General features: G+C 59.5%; 18 protein-coding genes. 11 read left to right on the top strand and 7 right to left on the bottom strand.

What is annotated here, in order from left to right; genetic code table 11:
• Positions 1 to 28: 28 nt before the first annotated feature.
• Positions 29 to 772 carry a FadR/GntR family transcriptional regulator gene (locus FJQ55_RS22270; RefSeq protein ID WP_140832180.1) on the bottom strand — a complete coding sequence of 248 codons (744 nt, stop codon included), beginning with the start codon at positions 770 to 772 and terminating at the stop codon, positions 29 to 31.
• A 144-nt stretch (positions 773 to 916) separates the two neighbouring features.
• Here FJQ55_RS22270 and FJQ55_RS22265 point away from each other — a divergent pair, with 144 nt between their 5' ends.
• The 6 genes from FJQ55_RS22265 (at position 917) to FJQ55_RS22240 (ending at position 7843) form a co-directional block, all read left to right on the top strand.
• The gene (locus tag FJQ55_RS22265) at positions 917 to 1717 is read left to right on the top strand and encodes an NAD-dependent epimerase/dehydratase family protein (protein WP_140832177.1); all 801 of its coding nucleotides are present in this window, start codon (positions 917 to 919) and stop codon (positions 1715 to 1717) included.
• Positions 1718 to 2247: 530 nt separating this feature from the next.
• Positions 2248 to 2529, top strand: coding sequence for a DUF427 domain-containing protein (locus FJQ55_RS22260; protein ID WP_140832174.1), 282 nt, complete (start codon positions 2248 to 2250; stop codon positions 2527 to 2529).
• A gap of 230 nt (positions 2530 to 2759) precedes the next feature.
• Entirely contained in the window at positions 2760 to 4919 is a 2160-nt protein-coding gene (locus tag FJQ55_RS22255; RefSeq protein ID WP_140832172.1) for a type I secretion system permease/ATPase, read from the top strand.
• Entirely contained in the window at positions 4916 to 6208 is a 1293-nt protein-coding gene (locus FJQ55_RS22250) for an HlyD family type I secretion periplasmic adaptor subunit (RefSeq protein WP_140832169.1), read from the top strand. Before FJQ55_RS22255 ends, FJQ55_RS22250 begins: the two co-directional genes overlap by 4 nt.
• Positions 6209 to 6476: 268 nt before the next feature.
• A complete protein-coding gene (locus FJQ55_RS22245; RefSeq protein WP_140832167.1) occupies positions 6477 to 7013 on the top strand; it encodes a cytochrome b in 537 nt (178 codons plus the stop codon).
• Positions 7014 to 7030: 17 nt separating this feature from the next.
• Positions 7031 to 7843, top strand: coding sequence for a RibD family protein (locus FJQ55_RS22240; protein ID WP_140832164.1), 813 nt, complete (start codon positions 7031 to 7033; stop codon positions 7841 to 7843).
• On the opposite strand, the gene FJQ55_RS22235 is transcribed toward FJQ55_RS22240, so the two are convergent.
• From FJQ55_RS22235 to FJQ55_RS22220, 4 genes are read right to left on the bottom strand one after another with little or no spacing between them, the layout of a single operon-like run.
• On the bottom strand, positions 7796 to 8596 hold the full coding sequence (locus FJQ55_RS22235; protein ID WP_140832162.1) for a class I SAM-dependent methyltransferase: 801 nt from the start codon (positions 8594 to 8596) through the stop codon (positions 7796 to 7798). The two genes, FJQ55_RS22240 and FJQ55_RS22235, sit on opposite strands and share 48 nt — an antisense overlap.
• Positions 8593 to 9636 (bottom strand): glycosyltransferase family 4 protein, encoded by a 1044-nt coding sequence (locus FJQ55_RS22230; RefSeq protein WP_140832160.1) that lies wholly within the window; start codon positions 9634 to 9636, stop codon positions 8593 to 8595. Before FJQ55_RS22230 ends, FJQ55_RS22235 begins: the two co-directional genes overlap by 4 nt.
• Positions 9633 to 10031: a 6-pyruvoyl trahydropterin synthase family protein gene (locus tag FJQ55_RS22225; protein WP_140832157.1), complete on the bottom strand. Its 399-nt coding sequence runs from the start codon at positions 10029 to 10031 to the stop codon at positions 9633 to 9635. Before FJQ55_RS22225 ends, FJQ55_RS22230 begins: the two co-directional genes overlap by 4 nt.
• A gap of 12 nt (positions 10032 to 10043) precedes the next feature.
• Positions 10044 to 11051, bottom strand: coding sequence for a zinc-dependent alcohol dehydrogenase (locus FJQ55_RS22220; RefSeq protein WP_140832155.1), 1008 nt, complete (start codon positions 11049 to 11051; stop codon positions 10044 to 10046).
• A 162-nt stretch (positions 11052 to 11213) separates the two neighbouring features.
• Here FJQ55_RS22220 and ribA point away from each other — a divergent pair, with 162 nt between their 5' ends.
• Together ribA and FJQ55_RS22210 are read left to right on the top strand one after the other, a co-directional pair.
• The gene (gene ribA, locus FJQ55_RS22215) at positions 11214 to 12320 is read left to right on the top strand and encodes a GTP cyclohydrolase II RibA (protein WP_140832153.1); all 1107 of its coding nucleotides are present in this window, start codon (positions 11214 to 11216) and stop codon (positions 12318 to 12320) included.
• A gap of 30 nt (positions 12321 to 12350) precedes the next feature.
• The gene (locus tag FJQ55_RS22210; RefSeq protein WP_140832150.1) at positions 12351 to 13139 is read left to right on the top strand and encodes a CDP-alcohol phosphatidyltransferase family protein; all 789 of its coding nucleotides are present in this window, start codon (positions 12351 to 12353) and stop codon (positions 13137 to 13139) included.
• Positions 13140 to 13147: 8 nt separating this feature from the next.
• Here FJQ55_RS22210 and FJQ55_RS22205 read toward each other — a convergent pair whose 3' ends face one another.
• A complete protein-coding gene (locus FJQ55_RS22205; RefSeq protein ID WP_246085244.1) occupies positions 13148 to 14074 on the bottom strand; it encodes a lysylphosphatidylglycerol synthase transmembrane domain-containing protein in 927 nt (308 codons plus the stop codon).
• A 104-nt stretch (positions 14075 to 14178) separates the two neighbouring features.
• Here FJQ55_RS22205 and FJQ55_RS22200 point away from each other — a divergent pair, with 104 nt between their 5' ends.
• Positions 14179 to 15816: an alkaline phosphatase family protein gene (locus FJQ55_RS22200; RefSeq protein ID WP_246085243.1), complete on the top strand. Its 1638-nt coding sequence runs from the start codon at positions 14179 to 14181 to the stop codon at positions 15814 to 15816.
• Here the strand turns inward: FJQ55_RS22200 and FJQ55_RS22195 are convergent.
• Entirely contained in the window at positions 15803 to 16744 is a 942-nt protein-coding gene (locus FJQ55_RS22195; protein WP_140832236.1) for a helix-turn-helix domain-containing protein, read from the bottom strand. The genes FJQ55_RS22200 and FJQ55_RS22195 overlap by 14 nt on opposite strands.
• Positions 16745 to 16869: 125 nt before the next feature.
• On the opposite strand from FJQ55_RS22195, the gene pobA reads away from it, so the two are divergent.
• Positions 16870 to 18042, top strand: coding sequence for a 4-hydroxybenzoate 3-monooxygenase (gene pobA, locus FJQ55_RS22190; protein WP_140832148.1), 1173 nt, complete (start codon positions 16870 to 16872; stop codon positions 18040 to 18042).
• A gap of 208 nt (positions 18043 to 18250) precedes the next feature.
• Positions 18251 to 19696 carry an aldehyde dehydrogenase gene (locus tag FJQ55_RS22185; protein WP_140832234.1) on the top strand — a complete coding sequence of 482 codons (1446 nt, stop codon included), beginning with the start codon at positions 18251 to 18253 and terminating at the stop codon, positions 19694 to 19696.
• Positions 19697 to 19763 lie beyond the last annotated feature (67 nt).

The raw sequence follows: 19763 nt of genomic DNA, 5'->3' as shown, positions 1-19763 counted from the left end.
TACGTCTAAGACGCTCATCTGTCAAATGTTATCGTACAGGTTGGCGTTGCTCCCTCAACAGAGCCCGGTACCGGGCCTGACTGCCACGCAGATGCCGGCGCATCGCCTCGCGGGCGCGATCTTCATCGCCGGCCGAGATTGCTTCCACGATTTCGGCATGTTCGCCGTCGATCAGCCGCAGATAGGCGGCCTGATCCTGCTCATTGTCTTCGTCCCTGAGGGCTGCGCGCGGGATGACGTTCTTGCCGATCATCGCCAGGAATTCTCGAAAGCGCGGATTATTGGTCGCCTCGGCGATGGCCAGATGAAGTGCGAAATCTGCATCCGTTGTCGACTGGCCGGCCTCAAGACAGGTGCGGATGGCATAATGTCGCTCGATGATCACTTCTTCCTGGGCGGGTGATCGACGAAGAGCAGCAAGGCCCGCTGCCTCGACTTCGACGGCGGTGCGAAGCTCCAGAAGTTCAATGGTGGAGGAGACGCGGGCCGGATCAACGGTGCCGATGAGAAGGGGTACGGGAGCAGGATCAGCGGGCTTCAACACAAAGACGCCGGCCCCTTGGCGCGCTTCGACAAGGCGGTCGGCCCTGAGGGAAGCGATCGCTTCCCGCACCACAGTGCGCGACACCCCGTGGGCCTCCGACAATTGGGCCTCGCTCGGAAGTTTGGCGCCTGGGAGATACTGCCCCGACCCGATCGCCTTGCGCAGCGTATCGCCCAGTTTTTGTACCAGCGTTCCCGATCCCGCATCCTGTTTCGACTGAAATGCCATGCCTGCCCCCGCTGTCTTGCCCTCGGCCCATGCATAAACTCGTATGTCGAATTTGCAAGGAGAACACGGAGCGACTGTGGTGATGTTGACCGGTTTCACCGTACCTGTATGATAAGTGTAAATCAATTGTGCGGAGGATGTGCAGTGAAACGACTATTGCTGACGGGGGCGGCCGGCGGGCTGGGAAGCGCCATGCGTGGACGGCTCAAGGACATGGCGGATATCCTGCGCGTATCGGACATCGCCGATTTGGGGGGCTTGGCCCCGCATGAAGAGGGTGTCATCTGTGATCTGGGCGATCGCGCTGCCGTGGATAAACTCGTCGAAGGCTGCGACGGGATCATTCATCTCGGCGGCATCTCGGTCGAAGACAAATTCTCCAAGATTCTCAACGCCAACTTGCTGGGCCTTCATAATCTCTATGAAGCCTCGCGAGCAAACGGCATGCCGCGTATCCTCTTTGCCAGTTCCAACCATACGATCGGCTTCTATCGCCAGGACGAATATCTCGACCATAACGCGCCGCTGAGACCCGACGGGCTCTACGGCGTCTCCAAATGTTTCGGAGAAGCACTGGCTCGGATGTATTTCGACAAATTCGGACAGGAAACGGCGCTGGTCAGGATCGGGAGCTGCATGGAGAAGCCGAAAAACCACCGCATGCTGTCGACCTGGATGAGCTATGATGACTTCCTCAGCATGATCGAATGCATTTTCCGTGTGCCGCGCCTCGGTTGTCCGGTGATCTGGGGCTGCTCCAACAATGATACGCGCTGGTGGGACAATTCCCATGTCTCCTATCTCGGCTGGCATCCGCGCGACAATGCAGAACGTTTTCGGGCCGAGATCGAAGCCACGGTGGCGAAACCAGCGCCAGACGACCCAATCGCCATCTATCAGGGCGGTCCCTTCGTCCGCGATCCAATCTTTGCAGAAGATGAATAGGCGTTGACAGGCGAAGGCGAGGCCTGCGGTCCGACTGAAAGGGATCCGCCGGTTGGATCTTCTTGATGACCGGGATCCTTGTCGCGTTTATGACGGAGCTTCTCCGGCGCCTTTATCACAGGCGACATTACCGTCCGCACATCAGGCCGGATCCCGCCTCCAGAGGGCGCAGATCTCACACCGATCTGCCCATTCTCAAAAGCCTGTATTTGGCTTGTCTGCTATACTTTGAAACAATCGACGTGCCATGTTCGCCGATCAGACCAGGTGCCGGTCGTCCCGTCAAAAGACGACCGCTCTGCTGCCGTTATTCGAAGGCAGACACCTGCATGAAACCAAAAGAACCGAGCCTGATCTATCTCTATTGGGGGTCGAGAATAAAGTTTCGTCGCTTCGTGATATGGCCAATCATCGACGGAGCCTTATCTTTCTCATCAATTGGGAATCCTCAAGATACCGCCCTTGGTTCGACGGCGCGACGTCGCTCGGCATGACGGGCTTACTAGAACTCAGACAGGGGAGACTGGACCATGAAGGCAACTTGGAACGGAGCCGTCATTGCTGAAAGCGATGATACGGTGATTGTTGAAGGCAACCATTATTTTCCCTTCACCTCGGTCAACCAGGTTTATCTGCGCCCCAGTGACCGCAAATCCGAATGTCCCTGGAAGGGGCAGGCAAGCTATTACACGCTGGAGGTCGACGGTGAGCCCAATGTGGACGCCGCCTGGTCCTATGCGCAGCCGAAGTCTGCCGCAAAAGAGATCGCCGGTCGGGTGGCCTTCTGGAAGGGCGTGAAGGTCGGCCCCTGAACAGGTCGCGTCTGTAGTTAAAGCTTCGGGCCGCGCCAAATCTGAAGCGCCTGGGTGCCGATGCCAGGCTCGCTGGCCACGAGAGAGCTGCGGCTTTGATCCGGATGCTGAAAAATCGCGTCAGCATGACAGCTGCTCATGCTTTTTTCATCCCTCTCGCGTCAAAGTGTTGATCAGTAGATCGGCCTTTTGGCCGTGACCTCTCTTTGATGTTCGGTCAATCGATCAAGATGGCAGACAGCCCTGACAATGCTGCTTCGAATGCAGTTTCGCGAAGGTTCAAACTGTCCCTGGCGGCCGTGGCCCGCTATTATGGTCGTCCGACTTCCGATACCGTTCTTTTCTCTGGACTTCCCGACGAAATCGTCGAGTCGCTGGAGCTTGATGATGTCGAACATGTCGGCGAGCGCATCGGTCTTCAGGTCGTTGCAGTGGATGCACGGGCTGTTCGCGCCGGAGACTTCGACTGTCCAGCGATCGTGGTTTTGAAGGACGGCGGCACTGTGCCGCTTCTGGAGGCGACCGAAGCCGGCGATTACCTGGTCGACGACAAGGATGGCGGCTCGTTGAGACAGAAGCTCAGCCTCGGCCAGCTGCGTTCACTCGATGTCCAGTCTGCCTTTGTATTCACACTGTTTTACAAGAACGATGGCGATGAAGCGCAGGTCGGGGCGGGAAGTGAGATCGAGCGCGGGAACTGGCTGGTTCGTACGCTGGCGCCATATTGGCGCAGCTACACCCAGGTCATCATCGCCGCCCTGTTCATCAATTTGATCGCACTCGGCTCGCCGCTGTTTACGATGAATGTCTATGACCGGGTGCTGCCCAATCGGGCCATCCCGACGCTCTGGGTCCTGTCGCTCGGGATCCTCATCGCTTACCTGTTCGACTTCCTCTTGAAGACCGCCAGGGCCGCCTTGATTGACCATGCAGGTCGAAAAGCGGACCTCAAGCTGTCTCAGATGATTTTCGACAAGGTGTTGAACACCAGCCTGTCGTCGCGACCCTTGTCGACCGGTGAATACGCAAGCCGCGTGATGCAGTATGAATTCGTTCGAGAGTTCTTCACCTCAAACACCATAGGTCTTGTCGTTGATACGGCATTCGTCTTCATCTTCCTCATCGCCATCTATTTCATTTCAGGTTGGCTTGCGGTCATCCCGGCAGTGGCTCTAGTGCTGACGGTCGCCGTTGGCCTGCGTGCTCAGGCGCAGATCGGCAGTCGAATGGCAACTGCCAACAATGAAGCTTCCAAACGTCAGTCGCTTCTGGTGGAGACGATTTCCACCATCGAAACGGTCAAAAGCTTGAGTGCGGAAGCCACTATGCTGCGCCGCTGGCAAGAACTGATGAAGCAGTCGAGCCGAACGCAGGAAGCGATCAAGCACATCTCCAGCACTGCGATGAACCTGACCACTTTCATCCAGCAGGTCGTCGGCGTTTTGATCATCATCGCTGGCACCTACGAGTTTTCCGAGGGTAAGCTTGCGATGGGTGCGATCGTTGCCACAGTCATGCTCGCTGGCCGGGCTGGTGCGCCGCTTGGTCAAATCGCAATGACGCTTGCGCGCCTTCGCCAGGCGACCTTGTCACTTCGAATATTGAACAAGGTAATGGAGCAGCCTGAAGACCGACCGTCCAATGTGGGCTTCGTCAATCGCAGAATCACGAAAGGCAGGTTTGCCTTTCAGAACGTGTCCTTTAGCTATCCCGGAACCGACTATCCCGTTCTTCGCGAATTCAACCTCAATGTAACAGCTGGTGAAAAGGTTGGCATCATTGGAAGGATCGGCTCGGGAAAGACGACAGTTGGGCGCCTGTTGGACGGTCTTTTCATCCCAACCGAAGGCCGTATTCTCATTGATGGTGTTGACATCAGACAATACCATGTCTCTGAAGTCCGCTCTGCAGTCAGTGTTGCTGGTCAATCCTCCGATCTTTTCTCAGGAACGGTGAAGGAGAACCTGATGATAGGTCGGGCTGACGCAACCGACGAAGAACTTCTCGAAGTTGCCCGCATCACCGGTGTCGAGGAATTCGTGGCCCGTCATCCGCGTGGTTTTGACATGCCCGTCGGAGAGCGAGGCAATAATCTCTCCGGCGGCCAGAAACAGGCATTGGCAATTGCGCGCCTGCTGTTGACGAAGCCCAAGATCGTATTCCTGGACGAGCCATCGGGTGCCATGGATCTTGCAAGTGAACGTAACCTGATCAGTCGGCTTTCAGCGACGTTCGAGGCTCAGACGACGGTGATACTTGCCACGCACCGAATGAGCATGCTTGAACTTGTCGATCGCCTCGTCGTCATCGACCAGGGCAAGGTGGTCGCCGACGGACCAAAGGCGAATGTGCTGGAGAATTTGCAGCAGAAAGCGATGGCGCGGCTATGAACCGAGCCATAGTCGATAGACCTCCCTTCATTGCCCGCATGCTTTTGTGGCTCGTGGTACTCTTGCTCATGAGCTTCCTCGCCTGGGCGGCATTTACCCAGATCGACGAACTTGCAAGAGGAGAAGGTAAGGTCATTCCCGTCTCGAAGACACAGATCGTGCAGTCGTCTGAGGCCGGGATTGTCCAGACGATCGCCGTGCAGCTTGGTCAGATCGTTCGGAAGGGGGAACTCATTGTCCAGTTGAACAACATCACGACCGAATCGTCATTAGGCGAGGCGCGCGCCAAGGCTCGCGCACTTGGCGCAAAGGTTGCCCGTCTAGCGCTTGAGGAAGCTGGCGACTACGACGCTGCATTCGTCTGCCCGCAGGATGTCAGGGCCGTTGCGGCCAAGGTTTGCGCCAATGAGGAGAACCTCTTTGCAGCCAACAAGGCCAGATTTAAAAACAAGCTCCGCGTGCTGCAGGAACGGCTTTTACAGCGAGAAAACGAGCTCAAGGAGGCGCAGGTCAACATCGCGCGCCTGAGGCAGAACATCGAGGTGTCGAGCCGGCAGTTTGCCCTGATGAATTCTTTGGCAGACAAGGGCTTGATGGCCCATATGCAGTCCATCACCGTGGAGCGCGAGCTTTCGGAGCAAAGGGGACAGGTGGAGGTTTATACCGCAAGCCTTGATCGCCTGCGCGGCGCCGTGGATGAAGCGCGGCTTCAGGTCGAGGAGCTCCCGATAGAATTGCAACAGCAAGCAGTGACAGAAAAAGCCCAAGTTCTAGCCGAGCTATCAGTGATTGATGAGACTATTCGAGGGGCCTCAGACCGGGTCGAAAGGACCGATATCCGCTCACCGGTGGATGGCATCGTCAATACGCTCGAGGTCAATACGATCGGAGCCTATGTCGATCCGGGATCTGTCATAGCCGCAATTGTGCCAACGGCCGATACGCTTCTCGTTGAAGCCCGGATTTCCCCCCGCGATATCGCCTTCATCCAGCGAGGGCAAAAAGCTGTCGTGAAAGTCACGGCTTACGACTTCTCGGTGTTCGGCGGGCTTGAGGGACAAGTCACCAACATATCGGCCGACAGCCTGGTGGAGAAGGAAAATGGAGAAACCTTTTACCTGGTTCAGGTCAAGACTGATCAGTCATCCCTGGTCAAGGACGGCGTCTCCTATCCCATTATTCCGGGGATGGTTGCGTCTGTCGATATCTTGACAGGCAGAAAAACGGTTTTGAGTTATCTGATGAAACCCATCAACAAGGCGCGTTCTGCCGCTCTGACGGAGCGCTGAGAGGATAAGCGGGTCGCAAAGACAAAAGGATTGCGCCGAGCGGCAGCTTTTTGCTTCTCTTGCACGGCCGGCACCAAGAGCCGTCCGTCTGCGGTTGCGGCAGCCATGCGAAGGCCCGTTTCTCTCCTTCGCCTTCAGATCACCACTGTGTGACTTGCAATTTGACCTGAGGCTTGCCGATCTACTTTGCGGACATGCGCCACATTCGACCTCGTCAGAGGGAATGGGAGCTAGACCTTTTCAGGCCGCCGCATGGGAGTGCGAGAGGATGGAGCTTATCGATAACGCGGAAAGCAGCGGGCGCTACCGGCCGGCCCTCAGGATCCTGCACTGGATTGTTGCCGCTCTGGTCTTTCTAACCTGGCCCCTCGGCCTGATGATAGGGTTCGCCAAAGACGAGGTGAAGCTCGACTTCTATCTCGTGCATGAAAGCCTCGGATTTCTGGTGCTCTGGATCATGCTGCTTCGTGTCGGCTTTCGATTGACGAAACCCGCTCCTTCGCGCCCCGCACCCCCGATCGAGAGATTGGCTGCAGGCAGCGTCCATGGTCTGCTCTATCTCTTTCTGGTGCTGATGCCGGTCTCCGGCTTCCTCGCCACAAACGCCCATGGCTTCCCGCTGAAATGGTTCGGCCTCGTGACGATCTGGAGCCCGATCGGCAAGTCGCCCGATATTGCCTGGACACTTTCCTCCATCCACGAGTGGAGCGCCTGGATCCTTTTGACGTTGGTTGCGTTGCATATTGGCGCCGCATTGTTTCACCATGTCGTGCGCCGCGACGAAACCCTTTACCGTATCCTCTGAAGCCGGGGCCACGCCTGATGCGCAAGATCGAGATGAACGACCAGCTCTGGGCAAGGCTTCTCGCCATGCGGGGTGGTCGGCATCGCGCTGGACCTGGAGAAGAGACGGATCCGGCGCTCGCTCTTTATGGCCCCATCGCCTCAGCACGCGCGGGCTTCGTTCTGGCGCAAGTTGGACAGTCTCTCGATGGACGCGTTGCGACCCCAAGCGGTGACGCGCGTGATATCTCGGGACCTGACGGGATCGCTCACCTGCATCGTTGCCGAGCGCTGGTGGAAGCCGTGATCGTTGGTATCGGCACGGTCAAGGCCGATAATCCCCGGCTCTCTGTGCGCGCGGTGAAGGGTCCCAATCCTGTCCGCGTGGTCATCGATTGCCGCGGTGAACTCAGCGGCAACGAATGTATGTTTGGCGATGGCGGCGCTCCCATTCTGTTGATCCAGAGCGAACGTGTACCCCACAAACGATACCGCGCGGAGGTCCTGCGCGTAAGCCAGGGCCAAACTGGGCTTGATCCTCAGGAGATATTGGCGCGGCTCAGAGAGAGGGGTCTCCAGCGAATTCTGGTCGAAGGTGGCGCGCGCACGATCGCCCGTTTCATCGATGCCGGTCTGGTCGACCGGCTGCATGTGGCGATCGCCCCCCTGATCATCGGCTCTGGGCCGGCCGGCATCAGCTTGCCGCCGATTGAAAATCTGACCAGCGCCCATCGCCCGCCTGCCAAGATCTACAGTCTCGGCAGCGACATTCTCTTCGACTGCGAATTGCAGGCATCTGTCGCGTCATCGATCGTGGATGGCGAGAAGATCCGCGTGGCCGATCACGCATAGGCTCTGCTCGTCCGCAAGCACATCAAGGCGGTAAGCGACCCAGTCTTCGAGTTCGGCAGGAGCGATAGCCCCGATTTCTGCGACAGCGGCTTGGATGCCACGCAGAAGTTCCGCCTGCAGTGCATGCTGATTGGGGCCAAGGCGCCAGGGGCTGTGCCCGATCTCGACCCTGTATCCCTTAGATCTCAGCGACTGGCCGAGATGGTGCGTGGCGTTCGGTCCGAGCGCCGGCCCAAACCCCTTGTCCAAACCCTGGTGGCGATTGAAGCTATCGACGACCTGCGTGTCGAGCGGATGGCTCGTGCCCCATTCCATGACGCCGTCATAGTTCAGCGCGGCGTAGAGGCCCGTCTTTTGGTAGGAAAGGCGTTCGACAAAACGGTCGGTGAACGACGCCGAGCACAGATCGAAAAGCGCCGAGGCCGTGACCATGGAGACCCCGTCGAGGGGCAGATCAGCAAGGTCGTTGAGGTCATGTTGGCGGAAGGAGATCCCGTCGGAAGACGTGATCTGCCTTTCCGCTTCCAGCAGCAGTTGCGGATCATAATCCAACAAAAGCCAGCGTGTTTGCGCCGGGAGAAGCGGTGAAAGGGTTCTATAGGTCGAGCCCGTCCCACAGCCGATATCGAGCAGTAAGGGCGCTTGCCGGGCCTCTGCCAGATGGCGACAGAGCGTACCGATCAACGGGCGGGACCGGGCGAGGCGATCTGCCGGTTCACGCAGCGCCAGCCAATTTTTATCGAAACCACTCATGTCAGGTCCTGCAATCGGCTGGAGAAGATGGCGGCCGTGTGGGCCCAGGTCGGAAGTTGCTCTCCGGCCAACGCCGATCCTTGCGCCTTTTCGTCCCGCAGGTGTGGATCGGCCAAGAGCCGGCGTAGCGCATCGGTGAAAGCGTCTACATCGTCGACGGGAACCAGAATGCCCGCCTCTTCAGGCACGACATCCGGTACGGCGCCGGTGGCGCAGCCGACGATGGGCAGGCCATGCGACAGAGCTTCCGCAAAGACCATTCCGTAACCTTCATAACGGCTGGCCAGAGCAAATATATCGGCGTTGAGCATTTCCAAACGAGTGTCTTCGACCTCGCCTGCAAGCTTGATCCTGTTGGAAAGCCCCTCAGACAAAATCAGGTTTTCGAGCGCATCGGCAGTTCGTGGGTCGAGTGTACCCGCCCCGACGATACAGGCCTGCCAGGGCAGGCTTTCGATCTGTTTGAGCGCACGCACGAGCACGTCATGGCCCTTGCGGCGGGTGAGCGTTCCGACCGAGAGGATCATCGGCGGATCCCCCCTTCGCGGCGCCAGCCCCAGGCGATCGGTCCCCGGTAGGGCAATCGTCAGCCTCTGAGGGTCAACATCATAGCCGGCCACGAGTTCGCGTGCCGTCATCGCAGATGTTACGAAGATCTGCGCGGCATGGGACAGAGCGCGCCTCTCTCTCTCGGTGAAGATGAGGCGCTCTTCCTGTGAAAGACCGGTCTCGAGCGCCAGCGGGTGATGGACGAGGATGGCCAGCCGAAGGCGTGAAGCCTCACGGCTGGCCCAGGCGTCGAGCACGCCGAAGGCCAGCCCATCGATCAGCAACAGAGCGTCATCAGGCAGAGCAGACAGACTGCGCTCGGCCTCTTTGAGAACCTCGGGCGATGGTGACGGAAAGCCGTCGCCGAGCGAAAGAAGCTCGACCTTCCAGCCAAGCGCCTCAAGACCCTCGATCAGCTTGCGGTCGTAACCATAACCGCCGGTCTTGAGTGCGAGATCACCAGGATAGGCGAAGGTGATGTCGAGGCTCAAAGATCTGCCTCGTACCATCCGCGCGCTGCATGGGATTCATGCAGTGTCACCTTGAGATGGCAGATGCGACCACTTCCGGGGCCCAAGCGCTTGGCTGCGACAGCGGCCGCGAGTTCATCGAAGATGTGCTTGGCAATCACCTCGGTCGTGCTGACCTTGCCCTTGAAGACGTCAACCTCATCAAGGTTCTGGTAGTTGAGCGGCTTCAAAACTTCGGACAGCACCGTGGTTGCTGCCCCGATATCGACGGCCAGTCCGTCCTCGTCGACGTCCTTCGTAAAGAAGGCTGCATCCACGACGAAGGTTGCGCCATGCATACCTTGCGCTGGCCCGAAGACCGGGCGCGGCAGGCTGTGGGCGATCATAATGTGGTCTCGAACTTCAACAGCGAACATGGACTCTCTTTCTCAGTAACGAATGCGATGGCACAGCGTATCCGGTCGCGACAGGATACGTGCGTAGGCGGCGGGCAGTTCAGCAAAGGGGGTTTCGCCGGAGATCAGGCTGTCGAGCCTGACATCGAGAAGAAGATCGAGGGCCTTGGCAATGCGCCGCGCAAAGGTCCAGCGCGCGCGGTGGGATACAGGCAGATTGCCAACCTGCGAGCTGACCAGCGACAGACGCCTCGCGTGAAAGGCGCCGCCGAGCGGCAGCGCGACGGACCGATCGCCATACCAGCTTGCCTCGACGATCCGGGCTTCAAGGCCTGCAAGCTCTATCGCTGCGGCGAGCGCCTGTGGTGATGCCGTGGCATTGATGACCACGTCCAAGTCTGCGACTTCGCCAATGTCCTCGGGCGTTGTAAAGTGAAGGCCGAGGGAAGCGGCGAGCGAAGCTCTGCGCGGCTCCCGGTCGATCAGGATCGTATCCGTTCCGGCAATCCTTGAGGAGAGATAGGCGATCAATGTCCCAACAACCCCTGCACCGAAGACGGCGACACGGTCGCCCGGCTGAATGGCTGCATCCCAGACAACATTGAGAGCAGTTTCCATATTGGCGGCGAGAATGGCGCGACGCGGCGGGAGCGAGAGCGGCAGCATCGTGACGCGTCCGGCCGGCACAACGAAGAAATCCTGATGCGGATGGAGGCAGAAGACCTCGCGTTCCAGAAGCTCTGGCGGCCCTTGCTCGACCACGCCCACGGCAGCATAGCCGTATTTCACGGGAAAGGGGAAATCCCCCTCCATGCCCGGTCCACGCATGCGCTCGTATTCACTTGGTGGCACGCGTCCCTCGAATATCAACGATTCCGTGCCGCGACTGATACCGCTGTAGAGCGTGCGGACCAGAACCTCATCGGGGCCGGGCAGCTTCAGCACCTCCCGGCGCATATCACACTGACCTGCAGCTTCTATCCATAGGGCCTTCGCCTCGAGGCTTAGCGAGACGCTCTGTTCATCACTGTGGCTCTTCACTTCAATCCCCTCAATGCCCATTTATGTTCCACGGACGAGGAACGTATGATCTCAACACGCATTTGGTTCCTTGAGGATGTTCAATATTATTTTATGGCGGTTCCGCAATCCGCCGGCGGCGGCGCGGCGTAGTGGAACCACCGTCTCAAGGAGAGTAACATCATGTCGAAGTCCAGCCAGGCCGTCTTCCAGTTCTCTACGCCCGAAATCGCGGTAGAACGGGCCGTATCTGAGCTGCGGTACGGACGCCCCGTGCTTTTGACCGAGGGGAGCCGAACGCTCGCCACGCTCGCTTTGGATTGCGTGGCCCCCTCCGTCTACGACCAGTTTGCTGCCGCCACGGACGCGCGTCACTCGCTGCTCCTGACAGCGCCCCGCGCATCAAGGCTCGGGCTGCGCGCAACCGGTGACGTTCTTTCGCCTCTCACGGGCGTATCGTTCGATCAGGCGTCGCGTCTCGCCTATTCGCTCGGCGCCGAGGCGCCGCGGTCCTGGCAGGCAGCCGACGATCTCGCGTCTCTCTCGGCCGAACTGGCGCGCCTTGCCCTGCTCTTGCCGGCCATGGTGGTTGCAGATGTCTCCGATGCAGCAGACCTGTTTGCCGGTTGCTGCACGCTTTCATCCGCTGGCCTCAAGGGTGCCGATGTCGCGCGGCAGCGTTTCGATCAGGTGGTACGGACGAGAGTGCCCTTGAAGGATCTGGGCGATGCCGATTTCGTCGTATTCCGGGGTGGCCTTGCCCAAAAGGACCAGGTTGCCATTGTCGTTGGAAAGCCGGACGTGACGAAGACCGTGCCGATCCGGATCCACTCCTCATGCATCACCGGGGATCTCTGCGGTTCACTGAAGTGCGATTGCGGTGACCAGCTTCGCAACGGCCTGTCGCTGCTGAAGCATGCCGGCGGGGGTGTTCTGCTTTATCTCGACCAGGAAGGACGTGGCACGGGCATCGGTGCCAAGATGCGCGCCTATGGCTACCAGCATCTGGGCCTTGACACGATTGACGCGGATGCGGAACTCGGTCTTCGCGATGATCATCGTCGTTATGAGGCCGCAGTCGCCATGTTGCAGCATCTGAATATTGGCCGGGTCGCCGTCTATACCAACAACCCGACGAAGATCGAGGGTCTGCGCCTGGGCGGGATCGAGGTGGAGGCACGCGCCGCTGTTACAGGTCGTGTGACGGCCGAAAACGAGAACTATCTGCGCACGAAGACGTTGCGGGCCGGCCACATGATGGATCTCGCAAGTCTGGTTGCAGCTGAGTAATTGGCGCAACGGTCAGGCAGGAGCACGGACATGGCGAGCGGGCCGGACAGGCTGGGGGAGTGGCGGCAAAATTGGGTGGAGCGGTTATCGGTTCCCGATAATCTGCTGCGCGATACCGTTTTCGATTTCTCCCTTCTTCTTGCCGCGACTGCTCTTGCCGGTCTCTGCCTCAGCCTTCGCCCCGAACTCGGTTGGGAGTTTGTTCTCTTCTCGGTCTCAGGGGCGGCTTTGATCTTTGGCTTGTGTCTGGGTGCACTGTCCGACCACCCCTTCGACCGGTTCGGCTATGCAAATCTGGTGACCGCATTTCGGGCGTGCCTTGTGAGCCTGATAGGCGCTGCCCTCTTCTGCTTCGAGGGTCTCGTCCATGAAAAACCCGTCCTGCTCGTCATGATCGGTATCGTTCTCCTCACGCTGGCGCTGGATGGCGTCGACGGCTATCTCGCCAGACGGTTTGATCAGGAGTCAGCTTTCGGCGCGCGTTTCGACATGGAAGTCGATGCGCTGATGATTCTCGTTCTTTCCTCCGCTGCAGCGCTTCTCGACAAGGCCGGCCTATGGGTCATGCTGATTGGCCTCATGCGCTATGCGTTCGTTCTTGCGTCGTGGGTGGATCCGCGGCTGGAGGGCGAGCTATTCCCGTCCTTCCGACGAAAGCTTGTCTGTGTTGTACAGATCTCGGCACTTTGCCTGTTGCTGGCGCCCTTCGTTATTCCGCCGGTCTCGACGGTGATAGCCTTTGCTGCGCTCGCCCTCCTTACATATTCCTTTGCCGTCGACCTCCGTTACCTGCTGCGCAAACCCCTGGCCACGCGGTGAGGCGAGATTTAGCCTGGACGTCGACGGGCGCCTATGGCTTCGAGCCCCAGGATGACGAGGCCGGGTGCCGATCCCACAAGCGAAAGAAAACCATAAAGCAGGCTCGCCGCGAACCCGTCTGCCGCCGTGAAGCCTGTGAGCGGCCAGAGCGCCATGGCAGCTGCCTCGCGCGTTCCCCAGCCTCCCAGCCCGACGGGGATCAGCATGGACAGGAGGCAAAGCGGAATGATCGTGAGTGCTGCCTGAATTGGCAGACCGGCACCAATCGCCTGGGAAGAGATCATGAAGACCGCAATATAGGCCGCAACCACAACCACGCTCAGGCCCAATTGCACAAGCCAGGCCTGCCGGCGCAGGAAGACCTCGGAGGCGTCTTGGCGGATCTGCCGCAGGATCGGGTTGGTCGAGTGGTGAGCAAGCCACCAAAGCCCGGCGCCCGCCGCAAGACCGATGGCGCAAAGTGCGACCGCTCCCCAGCCGAGCGAGATTGGCGCAGAACCGGAGATCAGGACCGGCCAGAGGGGCAGGCCGATGATCACGATCACGAGAAAGGCCGCCTGGCCCGACAGACGTTCATAAAGAATGCCCTTTGCCGGAAGCTTCCAGCCACCCTTGCCTTCAACGCGTGTTCGCCAGGCTCTGATCGCATCGCCTCCCATGCCGCCCGGCAGGCTCTGGTTGAGAAGGCTTGCGACATAATATTCCCGGATAGCTTCAGCGAGCCCTATTGTCTGGCCGAGCCTCTGCGCCGTAAATCGCCACCGGATTGCCGACAGGATGACCTGGAGCTGGACGATGGCAAGGGCAGTGAGCACTGGGCCATAAGAAATCTGCAGGAATGCATCATGCACGGCGTGCATGTCGGTCCGCCACAACAGTATGGCGAAGAGTATGGCAACGAGGAGCGGCGGCAGGATCCTGATACGAGACGACACAGCGCGAGAAATCTCCGGGCTTGGCAGACGCCGCGTCAGCCCTTTGATGGGGCGATTACGACTGGGGACGGGGCAAGTAGGAATCGGACTGCATGAGACATAGGATGCCCGGAAACATTTACGAGACCCGCTCTATCGTCGGGTTAGCGCAGCCGCGTTGGCGTGTCATCCTCGGCACGGTGCTCTTCAGTCTGATCGCTTTTCTGGCCTTCACGCTTCCCGACCATCCGGACGCCTTCTCCATCTCGACTTTTGCCAGACTGCCGCTCGAATGGCCACTCATCGCACTCTTGTTGTTGTTGAGCCAGGGACATCTGCGCCGTCTGTTTGCTCTGATGGTGGCAGTAACGGTCTTCGTCATTCTCTTTCTGAAAATCGCGGACATCGGCACGCAGGCCGCCTTCCAGAGACCCTTCAATCCTTATCTTGACGTCAAGATGATCGGAGATGGCTGGAACCTCGTGTCCGGCACATTTGGGCCGCCTCTGGCTGTGCTGACTGCATCGGTTGCAGTTGCGGCTCTTATTCTGCTGATGCTGCTTTTCCTTCGATCCATGCGCTGGATGACGCTCGCCCGTGCATCTTCCCGCTTCCTCCTCATCGCCACGTTCGTCGCTCTATCGACGCTCGGCAGTCTGCTTTATCTCCTCGGCCTGCCCGGGATCGAACTCGATATGGCGCGCTATCTTTCCGCACGACTGTCACTGGTCGTGCGCTCGATCGATGACATGCGGCATTTTGAGACCGATTTGGCAAACGGGCCGGGCCCACGTTCAGGGCGCGGCCTCTTCGAGGCGATCACGGACAAGGATGTGGTCCTTATCTTTGTGGAATCCTATGGCCGAAGTGCCATCGAAGATGCCCGTTACGCTCCAGTCACCCGTCCACGCCTGCAATCCGTCGACGAAACGCTCAAGGCCGCCGGCCTTCAATCTGCAAGCGCATGGGTAACCTCGCCCACAGTCGGCGGCTTGAGCTGGCTTGCCCATGGCACACTTTTATCGGGTCTCTGGGTCGATAGCCAGGCACGCTATGACCGCCTGATGCGCAGCACCCAGCCTAGCCTCAACCGGCTTTTTGCCGAGGCCGGCTGGCAGACGGCAGCCGTAATGCCGGCAATCACCATGGATTGGCCGGATGCGGATTATTATGGATACAGCCAGATCCTGCCGGCAGCAGGGCTCGGCTATCGCGGCAAGCCGTTCAACTGGATCACCATGCCGGACCAGTACACGCTTTCTGCCTTCGAGCGCCTGGTGCGCGGGCCAAAGCGAGAAGGCGCTCAGCCTGTGATGGCGGAAATTGCCCTGATTTCCAGCCATGCACCCTGGACCCCTGTCGCGCATCTGATCGACTGGGATGATGTCGGAGACGGTTCGGTGTTCAATGAACAGGCCGTTGCGGGCGATTCCCCCTCGGTCGTCTGGTCGGATCCCGAGCGCGTGCGGCACCAGTATATTGCCACGATCAATTATTCCTTGGAGACGCTTGGCAGCTACATGGGCCGGTTTGGCAAGAACACGGTCTTCATCATTCTCGGCGACCACCAGCCTGCTACCATCGTGACCGGCCCGAATGCCTCGCGTGCCGTGCCGGTCCATATTGTGAGCGGCGACGGCGATCTGATCGCGGGCTTTAAGGCAGAAGGGTTTTCCCCAGGGATGCTGCCTTCGGCGACGGCACGTGAATGGGGGATGGACGATATGCGCCAGGTGCTGATCGATCGTTTCAGCCACCGCTGACAGGAGCGCTCCCTTTGTCGATATAAATTCCGGGCCCCTCATCCTGTGCAAGCCGCGCCTGCTCGCGTTGTTTCCAGGTGCGAGGTGTCAGCCCTGTCTGGCGCGTAAAGAAACGGGAGAAATAGGCGGGATCGGCAAAGCCGAGCCTGTAGGCCACCCCCTGCACGCTATCTGGCGTGAACAGCAGTTCGCGCTGCGCTTCTTCGAGAAGGCGTTGAGCGATGAGGTTTTGGGTGCTCAGTCCCGTTTTTGCCTTCACGATCCGGGCAAGATGCGTCGTCGAGATGCCAAGGGCCCTGGCATAGTAAGACGCCGGCCGATGTTGGCGGACCTCGCGATGCAGGAGCGCCAGCAAGGCGTCCAAACGACGATCATTGTCATCACTCGTCTCGGTTTCGTCTGCCCCTTCGGCGGCGATGCGCGCGGTGAGAACAAGAGCCGTTGCAAGGCCGTTTTCCATCAACACCGAACGTCCACTGCGACGGGCTGTCCATTCTTCGACAACGCTCTCCAAGGCGCTGCGAACAGGACTTGCCTGCCCCCTGTTCTCGGGAAGCCTTGTTACGCGCGGTCGTGACAGGAAGGCGCCGACAGAGCCTGGCTCCCCGGGGCGAATGGGCAGGCGGCTCGTCAGGATGGTGAACACGAAGCCATCGATATCGGCCGAGAAGCGGAAACCATGACCAATCGATGGCGGTATTGTCAGCACCGAGACAGGTTCGAAGCGCACAATCTCGCTGCCGTAAACTGCATCTCCGGAGCCGCCGGTAATCAGCAGGATCTGAAAGAAGTGCTCGTGCCGATGCTGGCCGATTTCCCAGTGATGTAGGCTGCTTCTCGACGGAATTGTTTCGCAGTGCAACCGAAACTGCGCCGACGAATTCTCATGCTCTCCGTAGAGCTGATAGGTGGGAATGCTGCCGGCCATGTCGATATTGCGTTCTGTCATGTTCGATTTGTGCAATGGAACGCTGTTTTCGTCCATTGTGAAAATCAACTCTCCTCGCCAAGAATTGCGCATTGCCAAGTGACGGCAGGCCATCGGGAGGAACCATGCGCACCAAAGTCGCCATCATCGGGTCAGGCCCTTCAGGGCTTCTGCTCGGCCAGTTGCTGAGCAATGCGGGCATCGACAACATCATCGTGGACAGATCGAGCCGCGAGCACATTCTTGCGCGTGTACGGGCCGGCGTGCTGGAGGAGGGCATGGTCAGCCTGCTCGACAAGGCGGGTGTCGGCGAGCGCATGCACCGTGAAGGACTGCCACACGAAGGTTTTTCCCTGGCCTTCGATGGTCGCGACCACCGTATCGACCTCTTCGACCTGACGGGTGGAAAACGCGTCATGGTTTACGGCCAGACCGAAGTGACGCTCGATCTGATTGAAAGGCGCGAACGGGATGGCGGCGTGACGGTCTATGAAGCAAGTGAGGTGACGCCGGCCGGCTTCGACGGGGACCATCCTTACGTCACCTATCAAAAGGAAGGTGTCACCCACCGCATCGACTGCGACTATATCGCTGGCTGCGACGGTTTCCACGGGGCGAGCCGCAAGGCAGTCCCGGCAGACGCCATCAAGACGTTCGAGAAGATCTATCCGTTTGGCTGGCTTGGTATCCTGGCGGAGGTGCCGCCGGTCAATCATGAACTGATCTACGCCAACCATCCGCGCGGCTTTGCGCTTTGCTCCATGCGCTCAAATACACGCAGCCGTTATTACGTGCAGTGCTCGCTCGACGATAAGGTCGAGATGTGGTCCGACGACCGTTTCTGGGACGAACTGCGCCGTCGTCTCCCGACGCACCATGCGCAAGCTCTGGTGACGGGGCCGAGCTTTGAAAAGTCGATCGCGCCGCTCCGCTCCTTCGTCGCCGAGCCTATGCGGTTCGGTCGCCTCTTCCTCGTTGGCGACGCTGCCCATATCGTGCCCCCGACCGGAGCGAAGGGTCTCAATCTTGCAGCGTCTGATGTCTTCTACCTGCTCTCCGGCCTTCTGGAGCACTATCAGGACAAGAGCAAAGCTGGTCTGGATGCCTATTCCGAGCGGGCGCTGAGGCGGGTCTGGAAGGCTGTTCGTTTCTCCTGGTCGATGACGACGCTGATGCACCGCTTCCCGGACACTGGCGACTTCGGACAGAAGATCCAGGAAGCGGAGCTCGACTATCTCACCCAGTCACGCGCCGCCTCCACCGCGATGGCCGAGAACTATGTCGGCCTGCCCTATTGATTCGAGGCCACTTGCGCATTGCCAATTGTTCGCTACACTTACTAATTGATCGGAATGACCGCCAGGCTTGCTATGACATCAGCGGCCGGCCGGCAACCGGGCGCAGCAGGGCAGGGGAGATGCCTGGGCGATAGCGGCGAACGGAGACTTGCAACAGGCAGCCGTCAACGGCTGCCCAACCGCTCACGGAGGAGACATTCACATGAACATGCATATTTCATTGCTGATCAACGGTGCCGAAAAGGCAGCCCATGGCGGCCGGACCTTCAACCGCATCAATCCGTTCACGCAGGAAGTGGCGACCACGGCCTCTGCCGCGAGCCTCGAAGATGCGAATGCCGCCGTCGAGGCCGCAGCAGCAGCCTTCCCAGGCTGGTCGAAGACCGGCCCCGGGGAGCGGCGCAAGATCCTGCTCAAAGCAGCCGATATCATGGAATCGAAGACGGCCGAGTTCAGCGATCTCGTCGTTGCCGAAACGGGTGCGACAGGCCATTGGGGTGCCTTTAACGTCATGGTCGCCGCCAGCATGCTGCGCGAAGCTGCCTCGATGACGACCCAGATCTCGGGCGAAGTCATTCCGTCCAACAAGCCGGGTTCGCTTTCCATGGGCATGCGCCAAGCCGTCGGTGTCTGCCTTGGCATCGCGCCGTGGAATGCTCCGATTATTCTCGGCACTCGTGCGGTTGCCATGCCGCTCGCCTGCGGTAATACGGTGATCCTCAAGGCTTCCGAACAATGCCCGGGCACCCATCGCCTGATTGCGCAATGCCTCGTCGAAGCGGGCCTGCCGACCGGCGCCATCGGTGTCATCACCAATGCGCCGGAAGATGCTGCCAAGATCGTCGAAGGTCTGATCACGCATTCCTCCGTCAAGCGGGTGAATTTCACCGGTTCGACGAAGGTTGGCAAGATCATCGGCGAGCTTTGCGGTCGTCACCTGAAGCCGGCGATCCTGGAGCTCGGCGGCAAGGCGCCACTCGTCATCCTTGACGACGCCGATATCGATGCGGCCGTCAATGCTGCCGCCTTCGGTGCCTTCGCCAATATGGGCCAGATCTGCATGTCGACGGAGCGCATCATCGTCGACACCAAGATCGCTGACGAATTTGTCGAGAAGCTAGCGGCCAAAGCGTCCAAACTGCCGGCCGGCGATCCCAAGGGCCATGTCGTCCTCGGCTCGTTGATCAGCCTGGAATCGGCCAAGAAGATGGACGACCTGATCGCCGACGCAGTCTCCAAGGGGGCCAAGCTCGTGGCCGGCGGCAAGCGCGAGGGTAGCGTCGTCGAGGCAACCCTGCTCGATGGCGTCACCGCCTCGATGCGCATGTATTCCGAGGAGAGCTTCGGACCGGTCAAGCCGATCATCCGTGTCAATGGCGAGGAAGAGGCGATCCGCATCGCCAACGATACGGAATACGGACTTTCCGGGGCCGTGTTCAGCCGGGACATCCGCCGCGCCCTTTCGGTCGCCGCCCGCATCGAATCCGGTATCTGCCACATCAATGGCCCGACCGTATTCGACGAGCCGCAAATGCCGTTCGGTGGCGTGAAGGGCAGTGGTTATGGTCGCTTCGGTGGCAAGGCGGCGATTGCCGAATTCACCGAACTGCGCTGGATCACCATCGAAGATCCGAACCAGCATTACCCGTTCTGAGACCCTCCCCCGAGAGTGACGGTCGTCCCCCATGGGGCGGCCGTTTCACGTTCCGGGGCTGTAAAGG

Source organism: Rhizobium glycinendophyticum (assembly GCF_006443685.1).
Lineage (GTDB): Bacteria > Pseudomonadota > Alphaproteobacteria > Rhizobiales > Rhizobiaceae > Allorhizobium > Allorhizobium glycinendophyticum.
The sequence above is the reverse complement of the archived record's forward strand: the minus strand, read 5'-3'. Positions and strand labels throughout refer to the sequence as shown.